The sequence below is a fragment of the Dyella solisilvae genome, from assembly GCF_003351225.1.
Taxonomy (GTDB): domain Bacteria; phylum Pseudomonadota; class Gammaproteobacteria; order Xanthomonadales; family Rhodanobacteraceae; genus Dyella; species Dyella solisilvae.
Window position 1 is genome coordinate 1,120,671 of sequence record NZ_QQSY01000001.1, and the last position, 21,862, is coordinate 1,142,532.

The following is a 21,862-nucleotide window of genomic DNA, read 5'->3' on the forward strand; positions in this document are numbered from 1 at the left end:
CGCAAGTGCTTGATCCGGCTCACCGGTTCGACTGGCAGGCGGCGCCACAGGCGCGTAAACTGTGCGGTTCGGCGGCCCCTCCGCCACCTTAGTGAACGACGGTACCCAAGCCCATGACCGGCAAGCTTTTCATCAAGACCCACGGCTGCCAGATGAACGAGTACGACTCGGCCAAGATGGCCGACGTGCTCAAGGCCTCGCACGGTCTGGAATTGACCCTGGATGAGTCCGAGGCGGACGTCATCCTGATCAACACCTGTTCGATCCGCGAGAAGGCCCAGGAGAAGGTGTTCAGCCAGCTCGGCCGCTGGAAGGAGCACAAGCAGGGCGGCAAGCCGGTGCTGATCGGCGTGGGTGGGTGCGTGGCCTCGCAGGAAGGCGCGGACATCATCAAGCGCGCGCCCTACGTGGACCTGGTGTTCGGTCCGCAGACCTTGCATCGCCTGCCTGAGCTGATCGAGGCCAAGCGCGCCACCGGCAAGGCGCAGGTGGACATCAGCTTCCCGGAGATCGAGAAGTTCGACCGCCTGCCCGAACCGCGCGCCGAAGGCCCGACCGCCTTCGTGTCGATCATGGAAGGTTGCTCCAAGTACTGCTCCTACTGCGTGGTGCCGTACACCCGCGGCGAGGAGATCAGCCGTCCGTTCGACGACGTGCTGGTCGAGGTGGCGCAGCTCGCCGAGCAGGGCGTGCGCGAGGTGAACCTGCTGGGCCAGAACGTCAACGCCTATCGCGGCCCCACCCATGACGGCGGCACGGCTGACCTGGCCGTGCTGATCCATGCCATCGCGCAGATCGAGGGCATCGGCCGCATCCGTTTCACCACCTCGCATCCGCTGGAGTTCTCCGACTCGCTGATCGAGGCCTACGCCAACGTGCCGCAGCTGGCCAACTTCCTGCACCTGCCGGTGCAGGCCGGTTCGGACCGCATCCTCACCGCGATGAAGCGCGGCTACACGGCGATCGAGTTCAAGCAGAAGATCCGCAAGCTGCGCGCGGTGCGCCCGGACATCTGCATCTCCTCGGACTTCATCGTGGGCTTCCCCGGCGAGACCGATGAGGACTTCGACAAGACCATGAAGCTGATCGACGACGTCGGCTTCGACCAGAGCTTCTCCTTCATCTTCTCCTCCCGCCCGGGCACCCCCGCCGCCAATCTCGCCGACGACACGTCCTCGGAGGTCAAGCACGCGCGCCTGTCGCGACTGCAGGCGGTGATCAACGAGAATGCCCGCAAGATCAACGAGGCGATGGTGGGCACGGTGCAGCGCGTGCTGGTGGAAAAGCCCAGCAAGAAGAATCCCAACGAGTTCACTGGTCGCACCGAAAACATGCGCTACGTGAACTTCCCGGGCCATGCCCGCATGATCGGCCAGTTCGTCGACGTGGTGATCACCGAGGCGATGAGCAACTCGCTGCGTGGCCGGGTGCAGCTTGCCGATGAAGTTGCCGCCTGACACGAAGCTCTTCTCCCGATGGGAGAGGGCTTGGGGGCATTGCCACCTTCACGGTGGTGAGGGTACGGGGCTTGCCCCGGCTGCCATGCTGGCGAGACCCTCCGCCTCCCGCTCCGCCCGCACCCTCTTCCACCTGCCGGCACCTTCTCTCCCACGGGGACTTCCTTCGGTCGCCAACGGGAGAAGGCTCTCCACCCGAACGCCTCAAACGAGCCCATGACCAACGGCAACGGCCTCTACCAGCGCGACTTCGCACTCGACCCCGAAGACAACGCCCGCCTTTCCAGCTTGTGCGGCCCGTTCGATGAGCACCTGCGTCAGATCGAACTGCGCCTGGGCGTGGAGATCAACCATCGCGGCAGCCTGTTCCAGGTGATCGGCGAGGAAGACGCCACGCACGTTGCCGAGAAGGTGCTGCGCGCGCTGTACGACGTGACCGTCAACGAGTCGCTCAACGGCGCCAAGATCAACCTGCACCTGGCCGACTCGGGTATCGACGCCATCGTCAACGATGCCGCCGAAGGCGCGCAGGAAGTCGTCATCAAGGTGAAGCGCGGCGTCATCAAGGGTCGCGGCCCGAACCAGGCGCGCTACCTGCATGCCATCACCACGCATGACATCAGCTTCGGCGTGGGCCCGGCTGGCACCGGCAAGACCTATCTCGCCGTGGCGAGCGCGGTCGAGGCGCTGGAAGCCAACCGCGTACAGCGCCTGCTGCTGGTGCGCCCGGCGGTGGAAGCAGGCGAGAAGCTCGGCTTCCTCCCCGGCGACCTCACCCAGAAAGTCGACCCTTACCTGCGACCGCTGTACGACGCGCTGTACGAGATGCTGGGCTTCGAGAAGGTCGCCAAGCTGATCGAGCGCAACGTCATCGAGATCGCGCCGCTCGCCTACATGCGTGGCCGCACCCTCAACGATTCCTACGTGATCCTCGACGAGGCGCAGAACACCACGGTCGAGCAGATGAAGATGTTCCTCACGCGCATCGGCTTCGGTTCGGTCGCGGTGATCACCGGCGACGTCAGCCAGGTCGACCTGCCGCGCAACGTGCGCTCGGGCCTGCGTCACGCCGTCGAGGTGCTGCGCGGCGTGGACGGCATCAGCTTCACCTTCTTCACCTCGCGCGACGTGGTGCGCCATCCGCTGGTGGCCAAGATCGTGCGTGCCTACGAGGCGTTCGAGCAGGCCAACGAGGAGCAACCCAGGTGAGCGCCACGGTGACGCTGTCGGTGGTCTACGGCGTGCCGCGCAAGGGCGTGCCGGCCTCGACCAGCTTTCGTACCTGGGTAGAGGCCGCGTTGCGGGGAGCGAAGCATCGCAAGGCCACCGAACTGGCCATCCGCATCGTGGACACGCAAGAGGGGCGCGAGCTCAATCGCGATTACCGCGGGAAGGACTACGCGACCAACGTGCTGTCGTTTCCGGTCGAGCTGCCGCCCGGCGTGAAGCTGCCGCTGATCGGCGATCTCGCCATCTGCGCACCGGTGGTGACGCGCGAAGCCGCCGAGCAAGGCAAGACGGCGCGCGATCACTGGGCGCATTTGACCGTGCATGGCGTACTTCACCTGCTCGGCTACGACCATATCGACGATGCCGAGGCCGAACAGATGGAGGCGCTGGAAACGCGCATCCTCGCCGGACTGGGCATCGACGATCCTTATATCGCCTGAGCCTGAAGCGCCGGAGCACGACGCCGCCTCGCACACTCGCGTGCGACACCGTCGATCAGACGTCGTCTTCTCCACACAAATGCCGCGCAAATCGTTGATCGCTGTCATGCGGTCGTCTCATCGCGCGCGGCCGTGTGTCGCGCGTATGTCAGTGGCGTGTACTGCATCGGCACGCATATTCACCAATCGAACTGACGTCTGACTGATCCCGCAATACTTTCTGAAGAAAGACAGGCGAGGTTCATTGCGGGGGAACTATTCCTTTCCCGTCCGGTAACCAATACATCGCACTTGGCAGGAACGTCCCCCGACTTCGCGGCGCGTAAGCCACAAAAATCCGGACTCCAAACCATCGGCCGCCATCTCCCTTGGGATGTGCTTCCTCCCGCCCCGCTTCGGCGCATGGGCGAAGGCGTCGGCATGACGTCATTTGACTGAGGCGTATGATTTGAAGACTGACCTGCTCCCCACCGAACGCCTGGTGCACTCGACGGAACTGCCCGGCAAGCTTGCTCCGGTCCGCCCATCACCTCTCGCGATCGTGCCGCGACTGGCGGGATACGGCGTGATGGCCTTCATCGCCTGGCTGCTGCTGTCGACCCTGCTCGAACCCTGGGTTTCCACCAAGGCCACACGCGCCGTGCTCAACGCGCCAGCGATGCTGATCACCACGCCCATCAGCGGAACCGTCAGTGAGCTGCATGCCCAGAACGGCCAGCCACTCGAGCCCGGCCAGACCATTGCCGTGGTGAAGAACGACACGGTGGCCCGCGACGCGCTGACCACGCTGTTGACCCAGCGACTGGATTTGCAGGGGCGACTGGACGATCTCAATCACCGCATTACCGCGGATCAACGCCTGCTCGAGTACGCCAGCGATCAATACCAGCAGTACCAGAGCGCCAACGTGGCGCAGTTGCAGAACGCCTATGCGTCGATGCAGGCGCAGCAGGACGCCGCCTCGGCGAAGGTCACCGAACTGGACAACAAGGTCGCGCGCGCGATGACGCTCCAGCGCGACGGCGCGGTGAGCGCAGCCACCGTGTCGGCAGCGCAGGCGCAGGCCGATACCGCGCGCAGCGAGGCCGATGCACTGGACAAGAACGTCGAGGGCGTCGGCCAGAGTCTCGCCGCGGCCAAGCGAGGCGTCTACGTCGCCTCGGGCCAGAGCAGCAACGACCAGCTCACCCAGCTGGCCCAACGCCGCACGGACCTGCAGAGCAACATCACCAGCGAGCAGGCGCAAATCGATGCGCTGAACACGCAGCTGGGCAACCTCAATACGCTGGTCGCGCATGAGCAGGATCGCGTGCACGCGCTGTCGGACTACGTCGTCAAAGCCTATGGCCAGGGCACCACCCAGGACATCGTCGCTCCGGTGGGCACCCAGGTCAGCGCCGGCGCCACGCTGGTGCGTGCGACCGATTGCAGCAAGACCGGCGTGGTGGCGGTTTTTCCCGCACGCATGGCGGGGCGCCTCAACGTCGGCACCGAACTGAAGGTGAGCATCGCGTCGGCGGGCCGGGCGCACAGCGCGCACATCACGCAGTTGCTGCCCACCGCCAAGGAGTCGCTGCAGAATAGCTACAGCGCCCCGTTTCCCTATGCCGAAGACGGCTCGGTCTACGCGCTGGCGCAGTGGGACGACCGGGACGCGGCCAATGCCGGCATCCCACCCTGCACCCCGGGCCGCAGCGTGATCGCGAGCCTGCGCTAAGAGATCGACGATGGAGACTGGCATGTCGCATCGATGGCGTTACTTCATTGGCTTGCTCCTCTTGCTGTCCACGGCGATGCCCGCTGCAGCGCGCGCCACCGCATCGGTGCGCCAGCAACTGGCCGACGACAGCTGTACGGCGCTGCGTGCGGCCGCCACGGCGATCCCCGGCGATGGACCGATGCTGCTGGCCAGCTATCCGGCGCTGCAACCGGGCACGGTGCGTGCGCTCGAACAGGTCGCCTTTATCTACGACAACGCGCTCGCCGGCATCGCACTGACGGCATGCGGCGAACCCGCGCAGGCCCGCCGCATCGCCGATGCACTGCTGTTGGCGGCGGCGCACGACCCCAGCTTCCACGACGGTCGATTGCGCAACGCCTATCGCAGCGGCGCCGTCACTGACGGCAAGGTGGCTCTCCCCGGCTACTGGGAAGCGCACGGCAACTACTGGAGCCAGGATCCTTACCAGGTGGGCACTGCCACCGGCAATGTGGCCTGGGCCGCCCTGCTGTGGCTCACCGTCTACGACAACACGCACGACCAGCGTTACCTGGATGCCGCAGTGGCGCAGCTGCACTGGATCCAGGCGCATTCCGCGGGCCAGTCACCCACCGCGTTCGAAGGCGGCCTGTTCGGCTACGACAACGCCCAACGCGCCCAACACTGGAAAGCGACCGAGCACAATCTGGACGTCTACGCCGCCGCCAGCTGGGCCGGCCGCCTCACCAGCGACCCCGCCCTCGCGCAACAGGCGCAGCAAGCGGGCGACTTCGTCAAGGCTATGTGGGACGCCAGCGAACACCGCTTCCTGGTCGGCACACTCGACGACGGCCGCACGCTCTCGCGCGACAAGTCCGGCCTCGATGCGCAGGTCTGGCCGCTGCTGGCCTTCCCGTCGCGACCCGACGATTGGAGCCAGGTGTGGTCATGGGTGGACTCGCAGCATCGCAGTGGCGATGGCTACGGCTACCGTCGACAGCCTGACGGTGTGTGGACGGAAGGCAGCGCGCAGGTCGCCGCCGCCTTGCAGGCCAGCGGCAAGCCGGTGCCCGACACGCTGTGGCAATTGCTGGCCAGCCAACGCAGCAGCGACGGCATGCTCTATGCGACGCCGCAACCGCGCATCACCACCGATTTCGCCATCGGACCGACCTCGACCTACGCCGATTTCTACTACTACCACCAGCCGCATCTTGGTGCGACTGCGTGGGCCGCGCTGGCCGCCAAGGGATGGAACCCGTTTACCGGCCGCGCCATCACTGCCGCGAAGGAGGCACGATGAGTTGGTCGATTGATTCGCTGACGATGCTTCAGGTGGTTGGCCTGACCTTGTTGATGAGCGTGGGCATGGCCTGCTTCGCCAATCCTCACCGCGCTTTCGACCGCCTGGTGTTTGGCCTGTTCGCCGGCGCACTGCTGCTGCGCTATGCCCTGTGGCGTACAGGCGACACGCTGCCCGATCCAAGTCACGGCGTGGCCAGCGTGTGGGCCTATCTGTTCTACACGTTCGAGATGATCTCGATCATCTACACCCTGGCCGCGATCGCGGTGATGGTGCGCCGTCGAAACAATCGCGCACAGGCGGACGCCGGCGAGGCGCGACTGCGCGCCGCCGGCGTCCGCGTGCCGGCGGTGGACGTCTTCATCGCCACCTATAACGAAGACTGGCAGATCCTCGAGAAGACCATCGTCGCCGCCAGGGCGATCGACTACCCGCATGTCAACGTCTGGGTGCTGGACGACACGCGCCGCGACTGGCTGCGCGACCGCTGCGCCGACCTCGGCGTGCTGTATGCGCGCCGCCCCGACAATACCCATGCCAAGGCCGGCAACCTCAACAACGGGTTGAAGCTCTCCGCGGGCCAGACCAACGCACCCTACATCCTGGTGCTGGATGCGGACTTCGCGCCGCAGAAGAACATCCTGTACCGCGTGCTGGGCCTGTTCGCGGAGCCCAAGGTCGCGCTGGTGCAGACGCCGCAGTTCTACTACAACGCCGATCCGATCCAGCACAACCTGGGCGCCAGCGACAGCTGGGTCGACGAACAGCGCGTGTTCTTCGATGTGTTCCAGCCCTCGCGCGACGCATGGAATTCGGCCTTCTGCGTGGGCACCTCGTTCGTGGTGTCGCGCAAGGCGATCACCGAGGCTGGCGGCTTCCCCACCGACAGCGTGTGTGAAGACATCCACACCACGTACCTGCTGCGCCGCGGCGGCCACATCACGCGCTGGCTCAACGAGCGGCTGTCGGTGGGCCTGTCCGCCGAGGGCCTGGTCGAATACATCAACCAGCGCGGCCGCTGGTGCCTGGGCACCTTGCAGGTGGCGTTGCTGAAGGATGGTCCACTGCGTGGCGAGGGCTACAGCCTGCTCGATCGCCTGCACTATCTGCACGGCATGCTGCACTGGTTCGGCAAGCCGTTCCTGCTGATGATGCTGGTGGCGCCGGTGCTGTACTGGTACTTCGGCATCGCGGCCTTCTACACCACCCCGGACCAGTTCCTGTTCTACGGCCTGCCGGCGCTGATCGCCTTCTGGTTCTACGGCCCGTGGATCACCGAGCGCAAGACGCTGCCGATCTTCACCGAAGTGACCCAGCTGGTAGCGGCCTACGCCGTGACGGCCACCATCATTTCGGCCTGCTTCCGCCCGTTCGGACGTCCGTTCAAGGTCACCGCCAAAGGACTGGACCGCAGCAAGGTGGTGGTGCACTGGAGGCTGGCCGGCTTCTTCATCGCGCTGATGCTCTTCCTGCAGGCCGGCGCGGTGAACAGCGTGCTGCATGCCGACGTCAATGCGAGCACCGTATTCAACCTGGTGTGGACGCTGATCGCCCTGCTGTTGAACCTTGCCGCGATCATGGCCTGCGTGGACCTGCCACGACTGCGGCGCGAGGAGCGTTTTCCGTTCCGCGTCGCGACGCGCTGGCGTGCCGGCGCCCACGAAGAAGACGGCCAGTTCGTCGATATTTCGCTCAGCGGCGCGGCCCTGCGACGCGGGCCGGTGATGCCGGCGCCGGGCGAACGCATTCGTGTGCTGGTGCCCGAGGTCGGCTGGGTGCCGGCGTGGGTGGCGCGGCACAGCAAGCATCGCCTGTGCGTGCACTTCGATGCGGATGAAACACTGCGCCATCGCCTGATCGCGCTGATCTTCAGCCAGGCCCCGAACAACATCCCCACCAAGGCGCGGCCGCTGCGCGCCTTCCGCCAGCTGTTGCGCCTGGCGGGCCTGCCCCTCTCTTCGACACGTTGAACCGGAGATCGCCATGAAGCCGTGGATGCTCATCACCCCGCTTGCGGGCTGCCTGCTGGTCGGCTGCACGATGGAGCCGACCTATCAGCGCCCGGGCATGCCCGTGCCCAACGACTATCCGACGCACACCACGAATGGCGAGGCCGCGACCCAGGCCCCGGACCTGGACTGGCACGACTTCTTCAGGGACCCGGCGCTGCAACGCCTGATCGATATCGCGCTGGCCAACAATCGCGACCTGCAGGTGGCCGCCGCCAACATGACCGAGGCGCGCGCCAGCTACGGCGTGGCGCGCGCCAGCCTGTTTCCGGAAATCGACCTGCAGGGTTACGCAGGCCGGCAGCGGCTGCCCGGCATGACGCAGCAGCCCGGCAACGGCACCCTCGGCCCGATCCAGAACAATCGCAGCAACGCCTCGACCTTCAACACCTTCCAGGTACAGGCGGGGATGACCAACTATGAGCTGGACTTCTTCGGTCGCCAGCGCGCCTCCGTGCATGAAGCGGGCAAGCTGGCGGAGGCCAGCGCCGCCGACTACCAGGCCGCGCGCATCGCCCTGATCGGCGAGGTGGCCAACGCCTATCTCGCCCTCAACGCCGATCGCGCCCTGCTGCTGCTCGCCCAGCAGACCCTGGCGGCGCAACAGCAGCACGCGCAAGTGATGCAGAAGGCCTTCCGCGATGGCGGCGTGGCGGAATTCGACATGCGCCGCTCGCAGACGCAGGTGAACACCGCCCAGGTGGACGTGGAGGACATGCACACGCGCATCGCCAAGGACATCAACGGCCTGGCGGTGCTGATCGGCCAGCCGCTGCCGTCCAGCTATGCCGAACCCAGCCTGTGGCAAGCGCCGCTGCTGACAGACGTTCCGGCCGGCCTGCCCTCCTCCCTGCTGGACCGCCGTCCCGACATCATCGCCGCCGAGGACCGCCTGCGCGCCGCCAACGCCGACATCGGCCGCGCCCGCGCGGCGTTCTTCCCCAACATCGCGCTCACCGCCACCCTCGGCGTGCTGAGCAGCGGCCTGTCCAACCTGTTCACCGCCGGCTCGCTGGCCTGGAATGCCGGCGCCGCGGCCGCGATGCCTCTGCTGGACTGGGGCCGCAACGAACATGGGCTGGAGGCCAGCAAAGCCCGCAACACCGGCGCCACGGCGGCCTACGAAGGGACGGTGCAGCAGGCCTTTCGCGAGGTGGCCGACGCGCTGGCCGTGCGCGACCACATCATGCCGGAGCTGAAGGCGCAGCAGGAGCTGGTGGACCAGTCGCAACACGTCTACTCGATCTCGCAGGTGCGCTTCCAGGAAGGCATGGACGACTACATCGCCACCCAAGACGCCCAGCGTTCGCTTTACGCCGCCCAGCAGAAGCTGGTCAGCCTCCAACTGGACCAGGCGGTGAACCAGGTCAACCTGTACAAGGCCCTGGGCGGCGGCTGGCAGCAGGGCCACGCCCAGGGCCAGGCTGCCGGCATCGCCAAGGCCGCGCCGCGCGGCGCTACGGCGGGCTTCCCGCGGTGATCGGGGCGCCCCGGAGGGCGGCCCGGAGACGCTGTTGAAGGGGGCCTCGCCCGCCTCCTCCCGCGCCTTGTTCCTGAATCGTCAAGATTTTTCCGCTAGACTCTTGCTTCCGCCCGGTTCCGGGCAGAACCTACAAGAGTAATGAACGAGGACCCTGGCAGTACCAGCGGCCCAGCCCACCGCAAATGGTGGGATCGACTGGGCCACATGTTTTCCGGCGAGCCGCGCAACCGGAAAGAGCTTATTGATGAGCTGCGCGCCGCCCAGGCCAACGGCCTGATGTCGACCGACACCCTCACCATGGTCGAGGGGGCTATCAAGGTCACCGAGCTGAGCGTGGATGACGTCATGATGCCGCGCGCGCAGATCGTGATGCTTTCGGCCGAGGCGCCGCTGCGCGAGATCCTCGACACGGTGGTCGAATCCGGCCACTCGCGCTTCCCCGTCCACGGCGAGGACAAGGACGACATCCTCGGCATCCTGCTGGCCAAGGACCTGCTGAAGTTCGTGGGCGACGGCGATCATTTCGACATCGCCAGCGTGCTGCGCCCGGCGGTGCTGATCCCCGAATCGATGCGGCTGAACGTGCTGCTGTCGGAGTTCCGCCATACGCGCAACCACATGGCGCTGGTGGTGGACGAGTACGGTGGCGTGGCCGGCCTGATCACCATCGAGGACGTGCTCGAACAGATCGTCGGCGAGATCGACGACGAGCACGACGATGAAGAAGAACCCATGCTGATGCACGAGCAAACCGGCGGCGGCTGGGTGGTTCGTGCTTTGACCCCGATTGCCGACTTCAACGAACAGACCGGCGCGCACTTCTCGGACGAGGAGTTCGACACCGTCGGCGGCATGTGCACCTCCGAGTTCGGACACCTGCCCGAAGTGGGCGAGGAAATCACCATCGGCGGCTACCTGTTCCACGTGACCGAGGCGGACGACCGGCGCGTGCAGGCGTTCCGCGTCACCCGCAAGGAAGACTGACTGTGCATCCATCCGGCAGGACGCCAGCGTCCGGCATGCTGCAAGGCCTGCGCCGCCTCCTCGCCGGGTTCGCTCTGCTTCTCGTGTGCAGCCTCCTCGGCTGGGCGCCGCGCGCAGAGGCGGGCGTCGCCAACGCGCCGGGCGCCAATCTCGAAGTCGCACTGATCACCTACGGCCCGGGCGACACCTACTGGGAGCGCTTCGGCCACGACGCGATCGAATTGCGCGACACGGTGAGCGGCGAGTCGGCCACCTTCAACTACGGCGTGTTCGACTTCGACGAGAAGGGCTTCCTGCTGCACTTCGCGCGCGGGCGCATGCACTACATGATGGATGCCGCGCCCACCGACGTCGACGAGCAGTACTACGTCAGCGTCGGCCGCTCGGTGACGCGCCAGCGCCTGGCCTTCACGCCGGCGCAGGCAGCCGACCTGCGCGACTTCCTGCTGTGGAACCTGCGCCCGGAAAACGTCCGTTACGACTACGACTATTACGCCGACAACTGCGCCACCCGCGTGCGCGATGCGCTCGACAAGGCGCTCGGCGGCGCGCTCAAGCAGCAACTCACGTCGCGTCCGGCCAGCATGACCTTTCGCCAGCAGACCGCGCGCCTGATGCGCCAGCAGGCGTGGCTGATGCTGATCCTCGACCTTGGACTGGGCCCCTACGCCGACCAGCCCCTCAACGCCTGGCAGGAGAGTTTCCTGCCAATGGTGCTGCAGCGGGAGATCGCGCATGTCACCGTGCCCGGCGCCAACGGCGCTCCGCGCCCACTGGTCATCGAGAAGCAATTGCTCTCGCCTAACCGCCTGATCCCGCCTCCCGACGAGGCGCCGGACCTCCGGCTGCCGCTCGGTCTGGCCGGGCTGGCCTTCGCCGTTTTCCTCGTCATGACGCGGAAACTGGCCCCTGCGGTTTATGCGCTGGCCGGCTCGTTGTACCTGGTGCTGGCCGGCCTGGTCGGTGTCGCCCTGCTGGTGCTGTGGACCCTCACCACGCACCACTCGGCATGGGCCAACGCCAACCTGTTGCTGTTCAATCCTGCCGCGTTCTTCCTGCTTCCCGCGCTGTGGCGCTCGCGCCGCGGCGTCGCGCCGTCCCGCCGCATTGAGGTGCTGCTCGTACTGCAACTGCTGGCCACGCTCGCCGCCATCCTGCTGCACCTGTTGCCCGGCGTCGTGCAGCAGAACCAGCCGTGGCTGCTGTTTGCGCTGCCGTGCTGGGTGGCGCTGGCGTGGTGTCTGAGGAACGGCCAGCCCCGTCGGGTGGCAGCGGCCTGAGGCCGCTGTCGTTGCCCTGTCGCAGAACGCGGGGCATGATCCGTCCATGCACGTGACTGCCAAGCCAGCCGCCGTCCCGGCGTCCCCGTCGCCGATGGTCATCAACTGCGTGGCTTACCGCTTCGACGGCAAGCGCATCGGCGACATCAGCCTCGACGACATCAGCGAGGTGCTCAAGCAACCCGATGCCTTTGTGTGGGTGGGGCTGCACGAGCCCGACGGCCCCCTGCTGGACAAGATCCAGCAAGAATTCGACCTGCATGACCTGGCGATCGAGGACGCCAAGCACGCCCACCAGCGCACCAAGGTCGAGGCTTTCGGCGACTCATTGTTCGTGGTCGTGCAGACCGCCCAACTGGTCGCGGGACACATCGCCTTTGGCGAAACCCACGTCTTCCTCGGCGCGCGCTACCTGGTCACCGTACGCCACGGCGCCTCGCTCTCCTATGCACCGGCGCGGCGCAGCTGCGAGCACACGCCCGAACTGCTTGCGCTGGGTCCGAGCTACGGCCTGTACGGGGTGCTCGACTACATCGTCGACAACCTGCTGCCCATCGTGCGTGATTTCCGGGAGGAGCTGGAGGAACTGGAGAAGGACATTTTCTCCGACACCTTCAAGCGCAGCACGATCCGCCGCCTGTACGACATGCAGCGCGACCTGATGACGCTTCGCCTCGCCGTTGCGCCGATGCAGGACGTCATCAGCCAGCTCGTGCGCCTGCATCCGGAGCTGATCCCCGACGAACTGCGCGCCTATTTCCGCGATGTGTACGACCACGTGTTCCGCGTCAACGAGTCGATCAGCGCCATGCGCGAAATGCTGACCGCCGCCATCAACGTCAACCTGTCGCTGGTGACGTTCGGGCAGAACGAAGTGATGAAGCGACTGGCCGGTTATGCGGCCATGCTTGCCGCGCCGACGTTGATCACCAGTTGGTACGGCATGAACTTCGCGCACATGCCGGAGCTCAACAAGCCCTGGGCTTATCCGCTGATCATCGTGCTGGTGGGCACGCTGGTGGGAAGCATCTATTACTTCCTCAAGCGGGCGAAGTGGCTTTAGGGCGCACGCTCGGCGCGGAGTCTGATTATAGATCGTCATTCCTGCGAAAGCAGGACATAGCGCGAAGGGCGGCCCCGAAGGGGCGAGCGCAGCGAGTCGCCCAGTGTCTTCCACGCATTGAAGGCAAAGTCACTGGGTCCCTGCTTCCGCAGGGACGACGGGCTCTGGAGGCACCCGCAACACGCGGCGCTTCTCTTGCTCGTCACTCCTGCGAAAGCAGGAGTCCAGTGCCTTTCACCACACAGAAGGCAAAGTCGATGGGTCTATGCTCGAGCCTCCTCTTTTTGGGTTTCGCAGGGACGACGGGCTGAGGGGCTTCTGCAACACGCCGTGCTTCTCTTGCTCATCACTCCTGCGAAAGCAGGAGTCCAGTGCCTTTCTCGACACCGAAGGCAAAGTCGCTGGGTCCCTGCCTTCGCAGGGACGACGGCTGCGGGGGCTCCTGCAACAAGCCGCACTCTTTTGCTCGTCATTTCTGCGAACGCAGGACGGAGCGCGAAGCGCGGAGAACGCCCGACGGGCGGCTCCGAAGGGGCGAGCGTAGCGAGTCATCCAGTGCCTTTCGTGCACGCCTAGGCAACGGCACTGGCTTCATGCTTTCCCTGGGAAAGGGGCAAGTCATCAGGTTAACGCCGAACGCTTAGCCACCAAGCGCGCTGCGTGATGATCTTGATGTGCGGGCTGATGCCCTTGGCAACGCACGCATTAACCTCTGCACCCACTGCCGCGGCTTCGCTTTTCGCCGATAGCCCAACGGCCGTCGCCAGCCTTCAGTGCTCCGCGCTAATTTGCAGCGCCAAAGCGGGCTGGCCTAATCCATCTGCACGCGCAGCTCTACGGATGAATGCGCAATCTCAATGCAGCCTTCGGCAGCAGTAACGCCCCGCGAATGATGACATGGCGACTTAGACGCGCCTACAGACCCATCAGCCCTACCTGACGTCGCGACTTAGTCATTTTGCGCACTGCCCAAGCTTGGCCCGCGCCACGGATAACCGTCGATGACGGGGATGGCACACGGCGTGCCGCAAGTCAGGTGAGCACCCTGGTCGTTCCGAACTTCCCAAGAGAACTGTTCCCCATGAGGGAATCAGAACCAGGTCTCAGTCGTGTCACGGACATTTTATTGGAAAACTGAGGAGTCACCATGAAGAACGTACAAAAGGGCTTTACCCTGATCGAACTGATGATCGTGGTTGCGATCATCTCGATTCTGGCTGCCATCGCCATTCCGCAATATCAGAACTACACCATCCGCGCCAAGGTTTCCGAGGGCATTGTGCTGGCTGATGCCGCGAAGCTGGCGGTGTCCGAAACCGTTGCGTCCAATATCGGCCGAGAGATCGGTGCATACGGCGGCACCGGGGATACCGACGTAAACAGTTTTGGCTATGAATTCACGGCGACCGACAATGTTGGAAGCATTGGCGTTGCAGCGGTCGCCGCAACACCTGAGGCGGGCGATGGCCAAATCACTGTCACATACAACGATGCGGTTGGCGTCGCGGGCTTGGTTCTTCATCTGACCCCCGGCAGCGGCACGATCGATACCACTACCGGCCTGCCCACGGGCCCCATGGCGGCGAGCCAACCCATTGTTTGGGGCTGCGATATCAGCGGCGAACCCACACACCTCAAGTACGTGCCTTCGAACTGCCGCCACTAAGGCAATTCAAGGTGATGAAAAAGAATGGCGGCCAAGTGGCCGCCATTTTCTTGTCTAGCCAGCGGGCTTACTTCGCCGCGTCCTTGGCATTGTCCGCCGAGGTCCACTGCTTCAACCACGCATTGACCGTCTCATGCCACTGCACGCTGTTCTGCGGCTTGAGCACCCAGTGGTTTTCGTCCGGGAAATGCAGCAGCTTGCTGGGAATGCCACGGCGCTGCAGCGCGGTGAAGGCGCCCAGGCCCTGTGTGTCGGGAATGCGGAAGTCCTTTGCCGAATGAACCACCAGCATCGGTACGCGCCAATCCTTCACATGGTTGACTGGATTGAACTTCTCGTAGTTCTCCGGATGCTCGAACTGCGTCCCGCTGTTCTCGCGCTCCTCGAACCACAGCTCCTCGGTGTCGTAGTACATGGCGCGCGCGTCGAACACGCCATCATGGTCGACCAGGCACTTCCACGGCTGGTTCCACACGCCGGCGATCCAGTAAATCATGTAGCCGCCGTAGCTGGCGCCCAGCGCGCAGGCGCGGTCGCCATCAAGGAAGCTGTACTTGCCAAGCGCAGCCGCCCAGCCAGCCTTCAGGTCTTCCAGAGGCTTGCCACCCCAGTCACCGGAGATCGAGTCGGTGAACGCCTTGCCGTAGCCGGTGGAGCCATGGAAGTTCACGGTGACCACGGCGAAGCCCTGGCCCGCGTAGGTCTGCGGGTTCCAGCGATAGCTCCAGCCGTTGCTCATCGCGCCCTGCGGGCCGCCATGGATGATGAAGGCCACCGGGTACTTTTTGCCCGCCTTGTAGTTGGCCGGCTTCACCACGTAGCCCTGCACCGTCTCGTTGTTCCAACCCTTGAAGGTGAAGAACTCGGGCTCGCCCATCTGCAGGTTCTTCAGGCTCGCCGCGTTGTAGTGCGTCACCTGCTTGAGGCCCTTGCCCTGCAGGTCGGCCACGTAAAGATCGGCCGGGCGCTTCAAGTCATCGCGCTGCACCAGAAACTTCGACTTGCCCAGCGAATAGGCGCCCACGTCGCCGTCGGTGACCAGCGTGGTGACCTTGCCCGTCGCCGCATCGATGGCGAACAGCGGATGCTGGCCGTTGTCGTCGGCCGTCGCGAACAGGGTCTTGCCATCGCCCGACACCTGCAGGCCGCCGGCGGAACGGTCCCAGTTCGGCGCCACTTCGTGCTTCTCGCCAGAGGCCAGGTCCAGCGCCATGATGCCGAAACGATCCGATTCGGATTCGGGCGTCTTCATCGCCAGGTAGTACAGCGTCTTGCCATCCGGCGACGGCAGCGGGAAGGCATCCCAGGCCAGGTTCGCGGCAGTGAGGTTGCGCGGGGTAGCTGCGCCGTCGACGGGCACGCTATAGACATCGAAGTTAGTCGACCAGGGCTCGGACTTGCCGGCAATGCGTGCACTGAAGTAGACCGTCTTGCCATCCGGCGAGAAGCTGAACTCGGCGTCGTCGCCGAACGGCTTGCTCGGCACGTCGCCATCAATGCCACGGGACAACAGCACCGGCTGGGCGGAGGCATTGCCCAGGTCCGTCACGAACAGCTGCGCGCGCCGGCCGTCAGACCAGGTGTCCCAATGGCGCACGAACAACTTGTCGTAGACCGTGCCCGAGGCCTTGTCGGCGGCACGACCGTCCAGCCGCTCCTTGGTGCAGGCCAGGTCGGCACAATCGGTGAACACGCCCAGGGTGAGCAGCGCCTTCTTGCCATCCGGCGATAGCTTGAAGCCGTCCACGTCGATCGGCGCTTGGGTCACCTGCGCCGCTGCATCCGAGGCTGTCAAGCCATGGCGCCACACCTGGGACACCCCGTCCTTGGTCGCCGCCAGGTAGTAGAAAGCGCTGCCGTCCGGCGCCCAGCGCGGCGACGAACCCTTGTCGACCAGCTTCACCGGCTCGCCGGCCTTGCCCAGGTCGAGCAGATAGATCGAGGTCACGCCCTTGTTGGCGGCGTAATCGGTGGCGCGCACGGTATACAGCGCATAGCGGCCATCCGGGGAGAGCTGCGGGTCACCGACCCGATCCATCATCACCAGATCGCGGATATTGAACGGGTGCGGCCCGTGGCTTTCGACCTCGGCCGCGACCGCCGACGTGCTGGCCAGCGCAAGCGCCAGCGCGACAAACAAGGGTTTCATAGGGTTCCTGGGTGCTGCGAAAACGTTGACGGTAAGAGGCCCCATGGTCCAGCGCAAGTCGCCCGCACCATCCTCACAGCGAAATGCCACCCGGATTAACGCTCTAAGTGCCAATTCCACCAGGCGGTGGAGCGGGGGCCAGGCTGAGCCGCGGCGCTCCGATCACCCCCAATTGGAAAAGCATCATGCGACCCGGTAGGTATGCCCGTAGGGGACAGAAGGCCGGGGAGAGCCACAGGTGGTATGTTGCCCGGCGGATCGTTCCACCATATCCACCTCAGGGGACCCCATGTGCAAAGTCTCAACCGCGGACCGGCCGTGGTACTGGCGTATCGCCTTGTTGGCCGTGACGCTATTCGCCCTGGGATTGCGCTGGGCCTATTCCATCCACGCGGTCGTCGACAATCCCATCCGAGGGGACGCCGTTCAATACGTCTCCTACGCCTGGAACATGGCCCATCACGGGGCGTTTTCCATGAGCCTGCCCGGTAGCGCGAAGATCGTGCCAGACAGTTTCCGCGATCCCGGCTATCCGAGCGTGCTTGCCTGCGTCATGCTGGTTTTCGACGAGCTTGGTCCGTGGTACCGATCCGTTTTGCTATTGCAGGGACTGCTGGGCGCGCTGACTGTGACGCTACTGACTGCCTCCGTACGGCCGTGGCTTGGTGCCAAATGGAGCCTGGTCGCCGGGCTACTGATGGCGATCTGGCCGCACAGCATCACCATAACGGGCTTCCTGCTCTCCGAAACGGCGACCGCTTTCTGGGTGGCTTTGGCGTTCTTCCTACTGCACAGGGCCAACGTGCGCAGCGGGCTATTTCCCATGGCCTTCAGCGGAATCGCCTTCAGCCTCGCCGCACTGACCAATGCCGTGCTCATTCCATTTGCTACGCTTTTGGCCTTGATCCTGTGGTGGAACAAGAGCTGCACGAGCAAGCTGGCTTTCGTACTGGCTCTTTCGTCTTTGCTGTTGCCTGCGGCGTGGAGTGCACGCAGTGTCCAACTCCCCACGACAGACAGCTCATCAGGGCGTGCTCTGTTGAATGCCGTGCAAGGGTCTTGGCCCGAATATCACGCCAGTTACATCCCCAGCGTCATGGGCGATCCGGGCGCCAAGCAGATCCAGGCGGACATTTGGCACGAGTACGAAGTGCTGAGGACTTCGCCAGCCATCGGCATGCAGATGGTCTCAGAGAGGATGGGGCAACATCCTTGGCGCTATGCGGCCTGGTACGCGAGCAAGCCTGCACTCCTGTGGGATTGGAGTATTCGCATGGGCATAGGCAGCATCTACGTCTATTCGACATCGCACTCCATTCTCGACGAACAGCCGATCCTTCGGGCGACGGTCACCATATGCCGCATGCTCAATCCTTTGATCATGGCACTGGCGCTGGTAGGCCTCGTGCTGACTTGGAGGGGCCGCCGAGAATCCCCCATGATGCCCATAGCCTTCGCCGCGCTTGCCGCCTATGTCACCGTGATCTACTCGCTGCTTCAGGCAGAGCCCCGCTACGCCATTCCATTCAGATGCGTCGAACTCATCTTGGCCGTTGAAGCCATTCGATGCGCCGCTCGATGGCGCGCCACCTGGAGGCAACCCTCCTCGCCCACGGCAGACTCGATCGCTTGACTCGATGGCGGCTCTTTGGGCACCCGCGGCACGACTTTGCCTTCCCGCCGAAGGTGACCCTACAGAGCACATCGCGATCCACCTCACAGCTCAACATGACATTTAAGGTCACATTGTGACGAACAATGACACGCCCCTTTAGACAAGCTATTTCTGCATGTCCATTCAGTACGTCATCGAATTGCCCGATCCCGTGACAGTGTGCACAATCTAAGTGCCTACAGACCGCCGACATCACGGTAGGCAATCACCTACGATATGACCCGGCACGTAATGTGCTGTGAGAGCCAAGAGCTTCCTGGTCGTTCCAGACCGCTATCAGGGGGTCCGTTCCCGCCTAGGGGGAATCGGGACCGGGGCTCAGGGGGCAATACCGGTTAGCTAACTAAAGAGGAACCACCATGAAGAACGTGCAGAAGGGCTTTACCCTGATCGAACTGATGATCGTGGTTGCGATCATCGCGATCCTGGCGGCCATCGCCATCCCGCAGTACCAGAACTACATCACCAAGTCGCAGTTCTCCGAATCGCAGACCATTGCCGATGGTCTGAAGACGCCGATCGTGGAGTACTTCAACCAGACTGGTAATTGCCCCACCGCCGGCCAGGGCAGCCTGGCTTCGGCCGACGCGAGCTATACGGGCAAGTACGTCCTGTCGGCCGCCGCGGGCGGCACCGCCCCCAGCTGCACGATTCTCGTGACATTCAAGGCGCAGGGTTCGGTCTCCACTCCGCTGGGCGGCCAGACGGTCACCTTCACGGGTACCAACAACGGCGGCTCCTTCTCCTGGACCTGCACAGCCACCGGCATTGGCAACCAGTACAAGCCGACCGTCTGCCAGTAAACGGCAACCGACCAGGCACCCGGAAAGCCCCTCCATGTGAGGGGCTTTTTTTTACAGTGTTGCGCAGGTTCAGTAACCGCCCCTGGCTCGCCACTTGCTTCGCATCGCAGCGTCATCAGGGGGCATTCCAACATGAAACATGAGCACGGCTTTACATTGATCGAAATGATGATCGTGGTAGCGATAATCGCCGTTCTATCCAGCATCGCTATCTCCGTGTACGGCAGTTCGACTGGCAAGGCCCAATTGGCTGAGGCCTTCACTCTCGCGGATGGCCTGAAAACAAATATTGCCGAATACCACACCCAAACCGGAAGCTGCCCAGTGCCCGGAGCAAACGGGCTTCCCGCAGCCGCTAGCTATAGCGGCAAATACGTGGCCAGCGTCAATATCGCCGCAGGGGGGGCCGGCTGTGTGATTACGGCCCTCATGCGGAGCCACACCGTGGCGCCCAGGCTGCAAGGCAAAGAGGTCACGCTCACTATGATCGGAAGCATGGGCGGCGCCATAGAATGGCAGTGCAGCAGCGATGCGGACGCCGCTTACCTTCCTCAAAGCTGCAAGTAGCCCTTGCCGGGCCCAGCGGCATACCCGCCGCGCCCCCTTCGATGACCCGGAATTTTTGATGCCAGCCCGAACACGTGCCCTACTCGGGCTGACGATCACTCTGCTCGTCTGCGCCATGCTCTACTGGCCAGCCATGCATGGCTCGTTCCTGTTTGACGATTTTCCCAATCTGACAGCACTGACCAGCATCGACCATGTATCGAGCTGGCGTGACTTGGGCATTTTCCTGTCTCAGCCACGCAACTTCCCTGGCAGGCCCGTGGCCATGTTGAGCTTTCTGATGCAGAAAGCCTCCTGGCCCGATCATCCGCTGCACTTCCGCCTGATTAACGTGGGCATCCATCTGCTCAACGGCGTACTGGTGTTCGGATTGGTCCGGCGAGTCGCGCGCCATTGGCTGCCAAACCAAGTAACGCCTGATTTACTCCAAAACCGCGCAAATGTGGCCGCATGTTTGGCGGCCGCGGCTTGGCTGTTCAATCCGATCCAGCTCTCGGGCGTGGTGCTGGTAGTGCAGCGCATGACACTGCTGATGGCGATGTTCATGCTGCTGGGGCTGCTGGGCTACACGAGGGGCCTGCTGGCGACAGAATGGCCAGCATGGCGACGCAGCATGTGGATGTTGCTCGGACTGGGTGCATGCATGGGCCTCGCCTTCCTAAGCAAAGAAAACGGCGTCCTGTTGCCCGTATATGCGTTGGCGCTGGACGCCGCGCTATTTCGGGAGGACGTGCAACGCTTGCCCCGCACGCTGGCCTGGTTGCGGCGCCTGCTTATATGGCCTGTAGTGCTATTCGTGCTCGGCTACCTGCTCTGGACACTTCCCAACGAATGGGGGCACGCAAGCACACGCAATTTCACCGTAGACCAGCGCTTGTTGACCGAGCCGCGCATTTTGTTCGATTACCTCGGCAAGATCTTCCTGCCACGCTTCGGCCTATATGGCCTGTATCACGATGGTTATGTCGTGTCGCGGAACCTGTTTTCGCCATGGACCACGCTGCCTGCTCTGCTGGCGCTCATCGGAGCCCTGTCGGCCGCCCTGGCTGGCCGGCGCCGATGGCCGCTATTTGCGCTGGCAGTGCTTTGGTACCTCGGTGGTCAGTTGGTGGAGAGCACCACCGTGATGCTGGAGCTGTATTTCGAGCACCGCAACTACATGCCGCTGGTCGGCCCCGTGATGGCCTTGGCACTGAGCGTGGCGCGGCTGCCCCAGGGGCAAAGGCAACGCACGCTGTACTTGGTCGCCGGCCTCTGGTTGCTGGCCTGCTGCGTCACCACCGCCTTGAGCGCACGCGTGTACGCATCGGAGGACCGCCTGGCCTTGGTCTGGGCCAACTCTCAACCGGACTCTACGCGTGCTCAGGTTTATCTCGTCGATCGGCTCTATAAGCATGGCCAGCCGGCCACCGCGCTGCAAGTGCTCGAAAAGGCCATTCAACTACGCCCGAACAACATCTCGCTGGCCGAAGATCGCGTTCTGCTCAAATGCGTACAAGGCGACCTCGCGCAGGCTGATCTGGACAAGCTGAATACACTCCTTCGCACCGCTGTTTTCGACCAGGGCGGATGGGAGAATATCGAAATACTGCGCACGATCGCGACCCAAGGGGCGTGCCCTGAGCTCACGCCCAAGGCTTGGCTGGGCCTTGCTGATGCACAGCTATCCAACCCGGCATACGCTAATAATGGCTTGGCATCTGGCTTCCTGCACTACCAGAAACACTACTGGGCAGTCAGCCAGGGGAACTTGGGCACGGCCATCCACGAACTCGAGCTCACTTACCAGAACGACCCGGACGCCAATATTCCGCGGCTGGAGGCCAAATACCTCGTCAGCGCCCAGCTGTACGACCAAGCCATCGATGTATTGCGCAACACCGACTACAGCCGCCTGCCACTATTGCGTCGCCTGCTCGTGGACGATCGCGCCATCAACAAGGCCGACATTGGCGAAATCTACAGAATGCGCAAGAACTCGCGCGACGCCGCCGGAAAGCCGAGTAGTCTGATTGTGGGGCCCTATGCGCCACAATAGCCACCTCAACCCCTGC

The 21,862-nt window shown here is 64.1% G+C and carries 16 protein-coding genes; 15 read left to right on the forward strand and 1 reads right to left on the reverse strand.

The genetic code is table 11. The features are described 5' to 3' along the window. The first annotated feature begins 113 nt into the window (after window positions 1–113). The 11 genes from miaB to DVT68_RS04995 all read left to right on the forward strand — a co-directional run bounded on the left by miaB (window position 114) and on the right by DVT68_RS04995 (window position 14,614). Window positions 114–1,457, forward strand: a complete 1,344-nt coding sequence (miaB, locus tag DVT68_RS04945; protein WP_114823888.1) for a tRNA (N6-isopentenyl adenosine(37)-C2)-methylthiotransferase MiaB — start codon at window positions 114–116, stop codon at window positions 1,455–1,457. Window positions 1,458–1,673: 216 nt separating this feature from the next. After that, on the forward strand, window positions 1,674–2,666 hold the full coding sequence (locus DVT68_RS04950; protein ID WP_114823889.1) for a PhoH family protein: 993 nt from the start codon (window positions 1,674–1,676) through the stop codon (window positions 2,664–2,666). Continuing rightward, window positions 2,663–3,127, forward strand: coding sequence for an rRNA maturation RNase YbeY (gene ybeY, locus DVT68_RS04955; RefSeq protein ID WP_114823890.1), 465 nt, complete (start codon window positions 2,663–2,665; stop codon window positions 3,125–3,127). Before DVT68_RS04950 ends, ybeY begins: the two co-directional genes overlap by 4 nt. A 448-nt stretch (window positions 3,128–3,575) precedes the next feature. After that, a complete protein-coding gene (locus DVT68_RS04960) occupies window positions 3,576–4,844 on the forward strand; it encodes an HlyD family secretion protein (protein ID WP_114823891.1) in 1,269 nt (422 codons plus the stop codon). A gap of 22 nt (window positions 4,845–4,866) precedes the next feature. Beyond that, a complete protein-coding gene (locus DVT68_RS04965) occupies window positions 4,867–6,129 on the forward strand; it encodes a hypothetical protein (protein ID WP_199535956.1) in 1,263 nt (420 codons plus the stop codon). Further along, the gene (locus DVT68_RS04970; protein ID WP_114823892.1) at window positions 6,126–8,099 is read left to right on the forward strand and encodes a glycosyltransferase; all 1,974 of its coding nucleotides are present in this window, start codon (window positions 6,126–6,128) and stop codon (window positions 8,097–8,099) included. Before DVT68_RS04965 ends, DVT68_RS04970 begins: the two co-directional genes overlap by 4 nt. A 13-nt stretch (window positions 8,100–8,112) precedes the next feature. Beyond that, a complete protein-coding gene (locus DVT68_RS04975; protein ID WP_114823893.1) occupies window positions 8,113–9,618 on the forward strand; it encodes an efflux transporter outer membrane subunit in 1,506 nt (501 codons plus the stop codon). A 141-nt stretch (window positions 9,619–9,759) separates the two neighbouring features. Next, window positions 9,760–10,605, forward strand: coding sequence for a CorC family transporter (locus DVT68_RS04980; RefSeq protein ID WP_114823894.1), 846 nt, complete (start codon window positions 9,760–9,762; stop codon window positions 10,603–10,605). Between the two features lie 35 nt (window positions 10,606–10,640). Then, window positions 10,641–11,885, forward strand: coding sequence for a lipoprotein N-acyltransferase Lnb domain-containing protein (locus tag DVT68_RS04985; protein ID WP_114823895.1), 1,245 nt, complete (start codon window positions 10,641–10,643; stop codon window positions 11,883–11,885). 46 nt (window positions 11,886–11,931) lie between these two features. Continuing rightward, window positions 11,932–12,948: a magnesium and cobalt transport protein CorA gene (locus tag DVT68_RS04990; RefSeq protein ID WP_114823896.1), complete on the forward strand. Its 1,017-nt coding sequence runs from the start codon at window positions 11,932–11,934 to the stop codon at window positions 12,946–12,948. Between the two features lie 1,147 nt (window positions 12,949–14,095). Further along, window positions 14,096–14,614: a pilin gene (locus tag DVT68_RS04995; RefSeq protein ID WP_114823897.1), complete on the forward strand. Its 519-nt coding sequence runs from the start codon at window positions 14,096–14,098 to the stop codon at window positions 14,612–14,614. A gap of 67 nt (window positions 14,615–14,681) precedes the next feature. Here DVT68_RS04995 and DVT68_RS05000 read toward each other — a convergent pair whose 3' ends face one another. Further along, on the reverse strand, window positions 14,682–16,763 hold the full coding sequence (locus tag DVT68_RS05000) for a S9 family peptidase (protein WP_114823898.1): 2,082 nt from the start codon (window positions 16,761–16,763) through the stop codon (window positions 14,682–14,684). Between the two features lie 289 nt (window positions 16,764–17,052). On the opposite strand from DVT68_RS05000, the gene DVT68_RS05005 reads away from it, so the two are divergent. The 4 genes from DVT68_RS05005 to DVT68_RS05020 all read left to right on the forward strand — a co-directional run bounded on the left by DVT68_RS05005 (window position 17,053) and on the right by DVT68_RS05020 (window position 21,846). After that, on the forward strand, window positions 17,053–18,396 hold the full coding sequence (locus DVT68_RS05005; protein WP_114823899.1) for a hypothetical protein: 1,344 nt from the start codon (window positions 17,053–17,055) through the stop codon (window positions 18,394–18,396). 401 nt (window positions 18,397–18,797) lie between these two features. After that, on the forward strand, window positions 18,798–19,241 hold the full coding sequence (locus tag DVT68_RS05010; protein ID WP_114823900.1) for a pilin: 444 nt from the start codon (window positions 18,798–18,800) through the stop codon (window positions 19,239–19,241). Between the two features lie 132 nt (window positions 19,242–19,373). Continuing rightward, on the forward strand, window positions 19,374–19,808 hold the full coding sequence (locus tag DVT68_RS05015; protein ID WP_114824399.1) for a pilin: 435 nt from the start codon (window positions 19,374–19,376) through the stop codon (window positions 19,806–19,808). Window positions 19,809–19,866: 58 nt separating this feature from the next. Next, entirely contained in the window at window positions 19,867–21,846 is a 1,980-nt protein-coding gene (locus tag DVT68_RS05020; RefSeq protein WP_147281665.1) for a hypothetical protein, read from the forward strand. Window positions 21,847–21,862: the final 16 nt, after the last annotated feature.

What these genes read in the sequence shown, in the direction of transcription:
- miaB (WP_114823888.1), top strand. Translation starts at nt 114, where the DNA reads ATGACCGGCAAGCTTTTCATCAAGACCCACGGCTGCCAGATGAACGAG.
- DVT68_RS04950 (WP_114823889.1), top strand. Translation starts at nt 1,674, where the DNA reads ATGACCAACGGCAACGGCCTCTACCAGCGCGACTTCGCACTCGACCCC.
- DVT68_RS04965 (WP_199535956.1), top strand. Translation starts at nt 4,867, where the DNA reads ATGTCGCATCGATGGCGTTACTTCATTGGCTTGCTCCTCTTGCTGTCC.
- DVT68_RS04970 (WP_114823892.1), top strand. Translation starts at nt 6,126, where the DNA reads ATGAGTTGGTCGATTGATTCGCTGACGATGCTTCAGGTGGTTGGCCTG.
- DVT68_RS04975 (WP_114823893.1), top strand. Translation starts at nt 8,113, where the DNA reads ATGAAGCCGTGGATGCTCATCACCCCGCTTGCGGGCTGCCTGCTGGTC.
- DVT68_RS04980 (WP_114823894.1), top strand. Translation starts at nt 9,760, where the DNA reads ATGAACGAGGACCCTGGCAGTACCAGCGGCCCAGCCCACCGCAAATGG.
- DVT68_RS04985 (WP_114823895.1), top strand. Translation starts at nt 10,641, where the DNA reads ATGCTGCAAGGCCTGCGCCGCCTCCTCGCCGGGTTCGCTCTGCTTCTC.
- DVT68_RS04990 (WP_114823896.1), top strand. Translation starts at nt 11,932, where the DNA reads ATGCACGTGACTGCCAAGCCAGCCGCCGTCCCGGCGTCCCCGTCGCCG.
- DVT68_RS04995 (WP_114823897.1), top strand. Translation starts at nt 14,096, where the DNA reads ATGAAGAACGTACAAAAGGGCTTTACCCTGATCGAACTGATGATCGTG.
- DVT68_RS05000 (WP_114823898.1), bottom strand. Translation starts at nt 16,763, where the DNA reads ATGAAACCCTTGTTTGTCGCGCTGGCGCTTGCGCTGGCCAGCACGTCG.
- DVT68_RS05005 (WP_114823899.1), top strand. Translation starts at nt 17,053, where the DNA reads ATGTGCAAAGTCTCAACCGCGGACCGGCCGTGGTACTGGCGTATCGCC.
- DVT68_RS05010 (WP_114823900.1), top strand. Translation starts at nt 18,798, where the DNA reads ATGAAGAACGTGCAGAAGGGCTTTACCCTGATCGAACTGATGATCGTG.
- DVT68_RS05015 (WP_114824399.1), top strand. Translation starts at nt 19,374, where the DNA reads ATGAAACATGAGCACGGCTTTACATTGATCGAAATGATGATCGTGGTA.
- DVT68_RS05020 (WP_147281665.1), top strand. Translation starts at nt 19,867, where the DNA reads ATGCCAGCCCGAACACGTGCCCTACTCGGGCTGACGATCACTCTGCTC.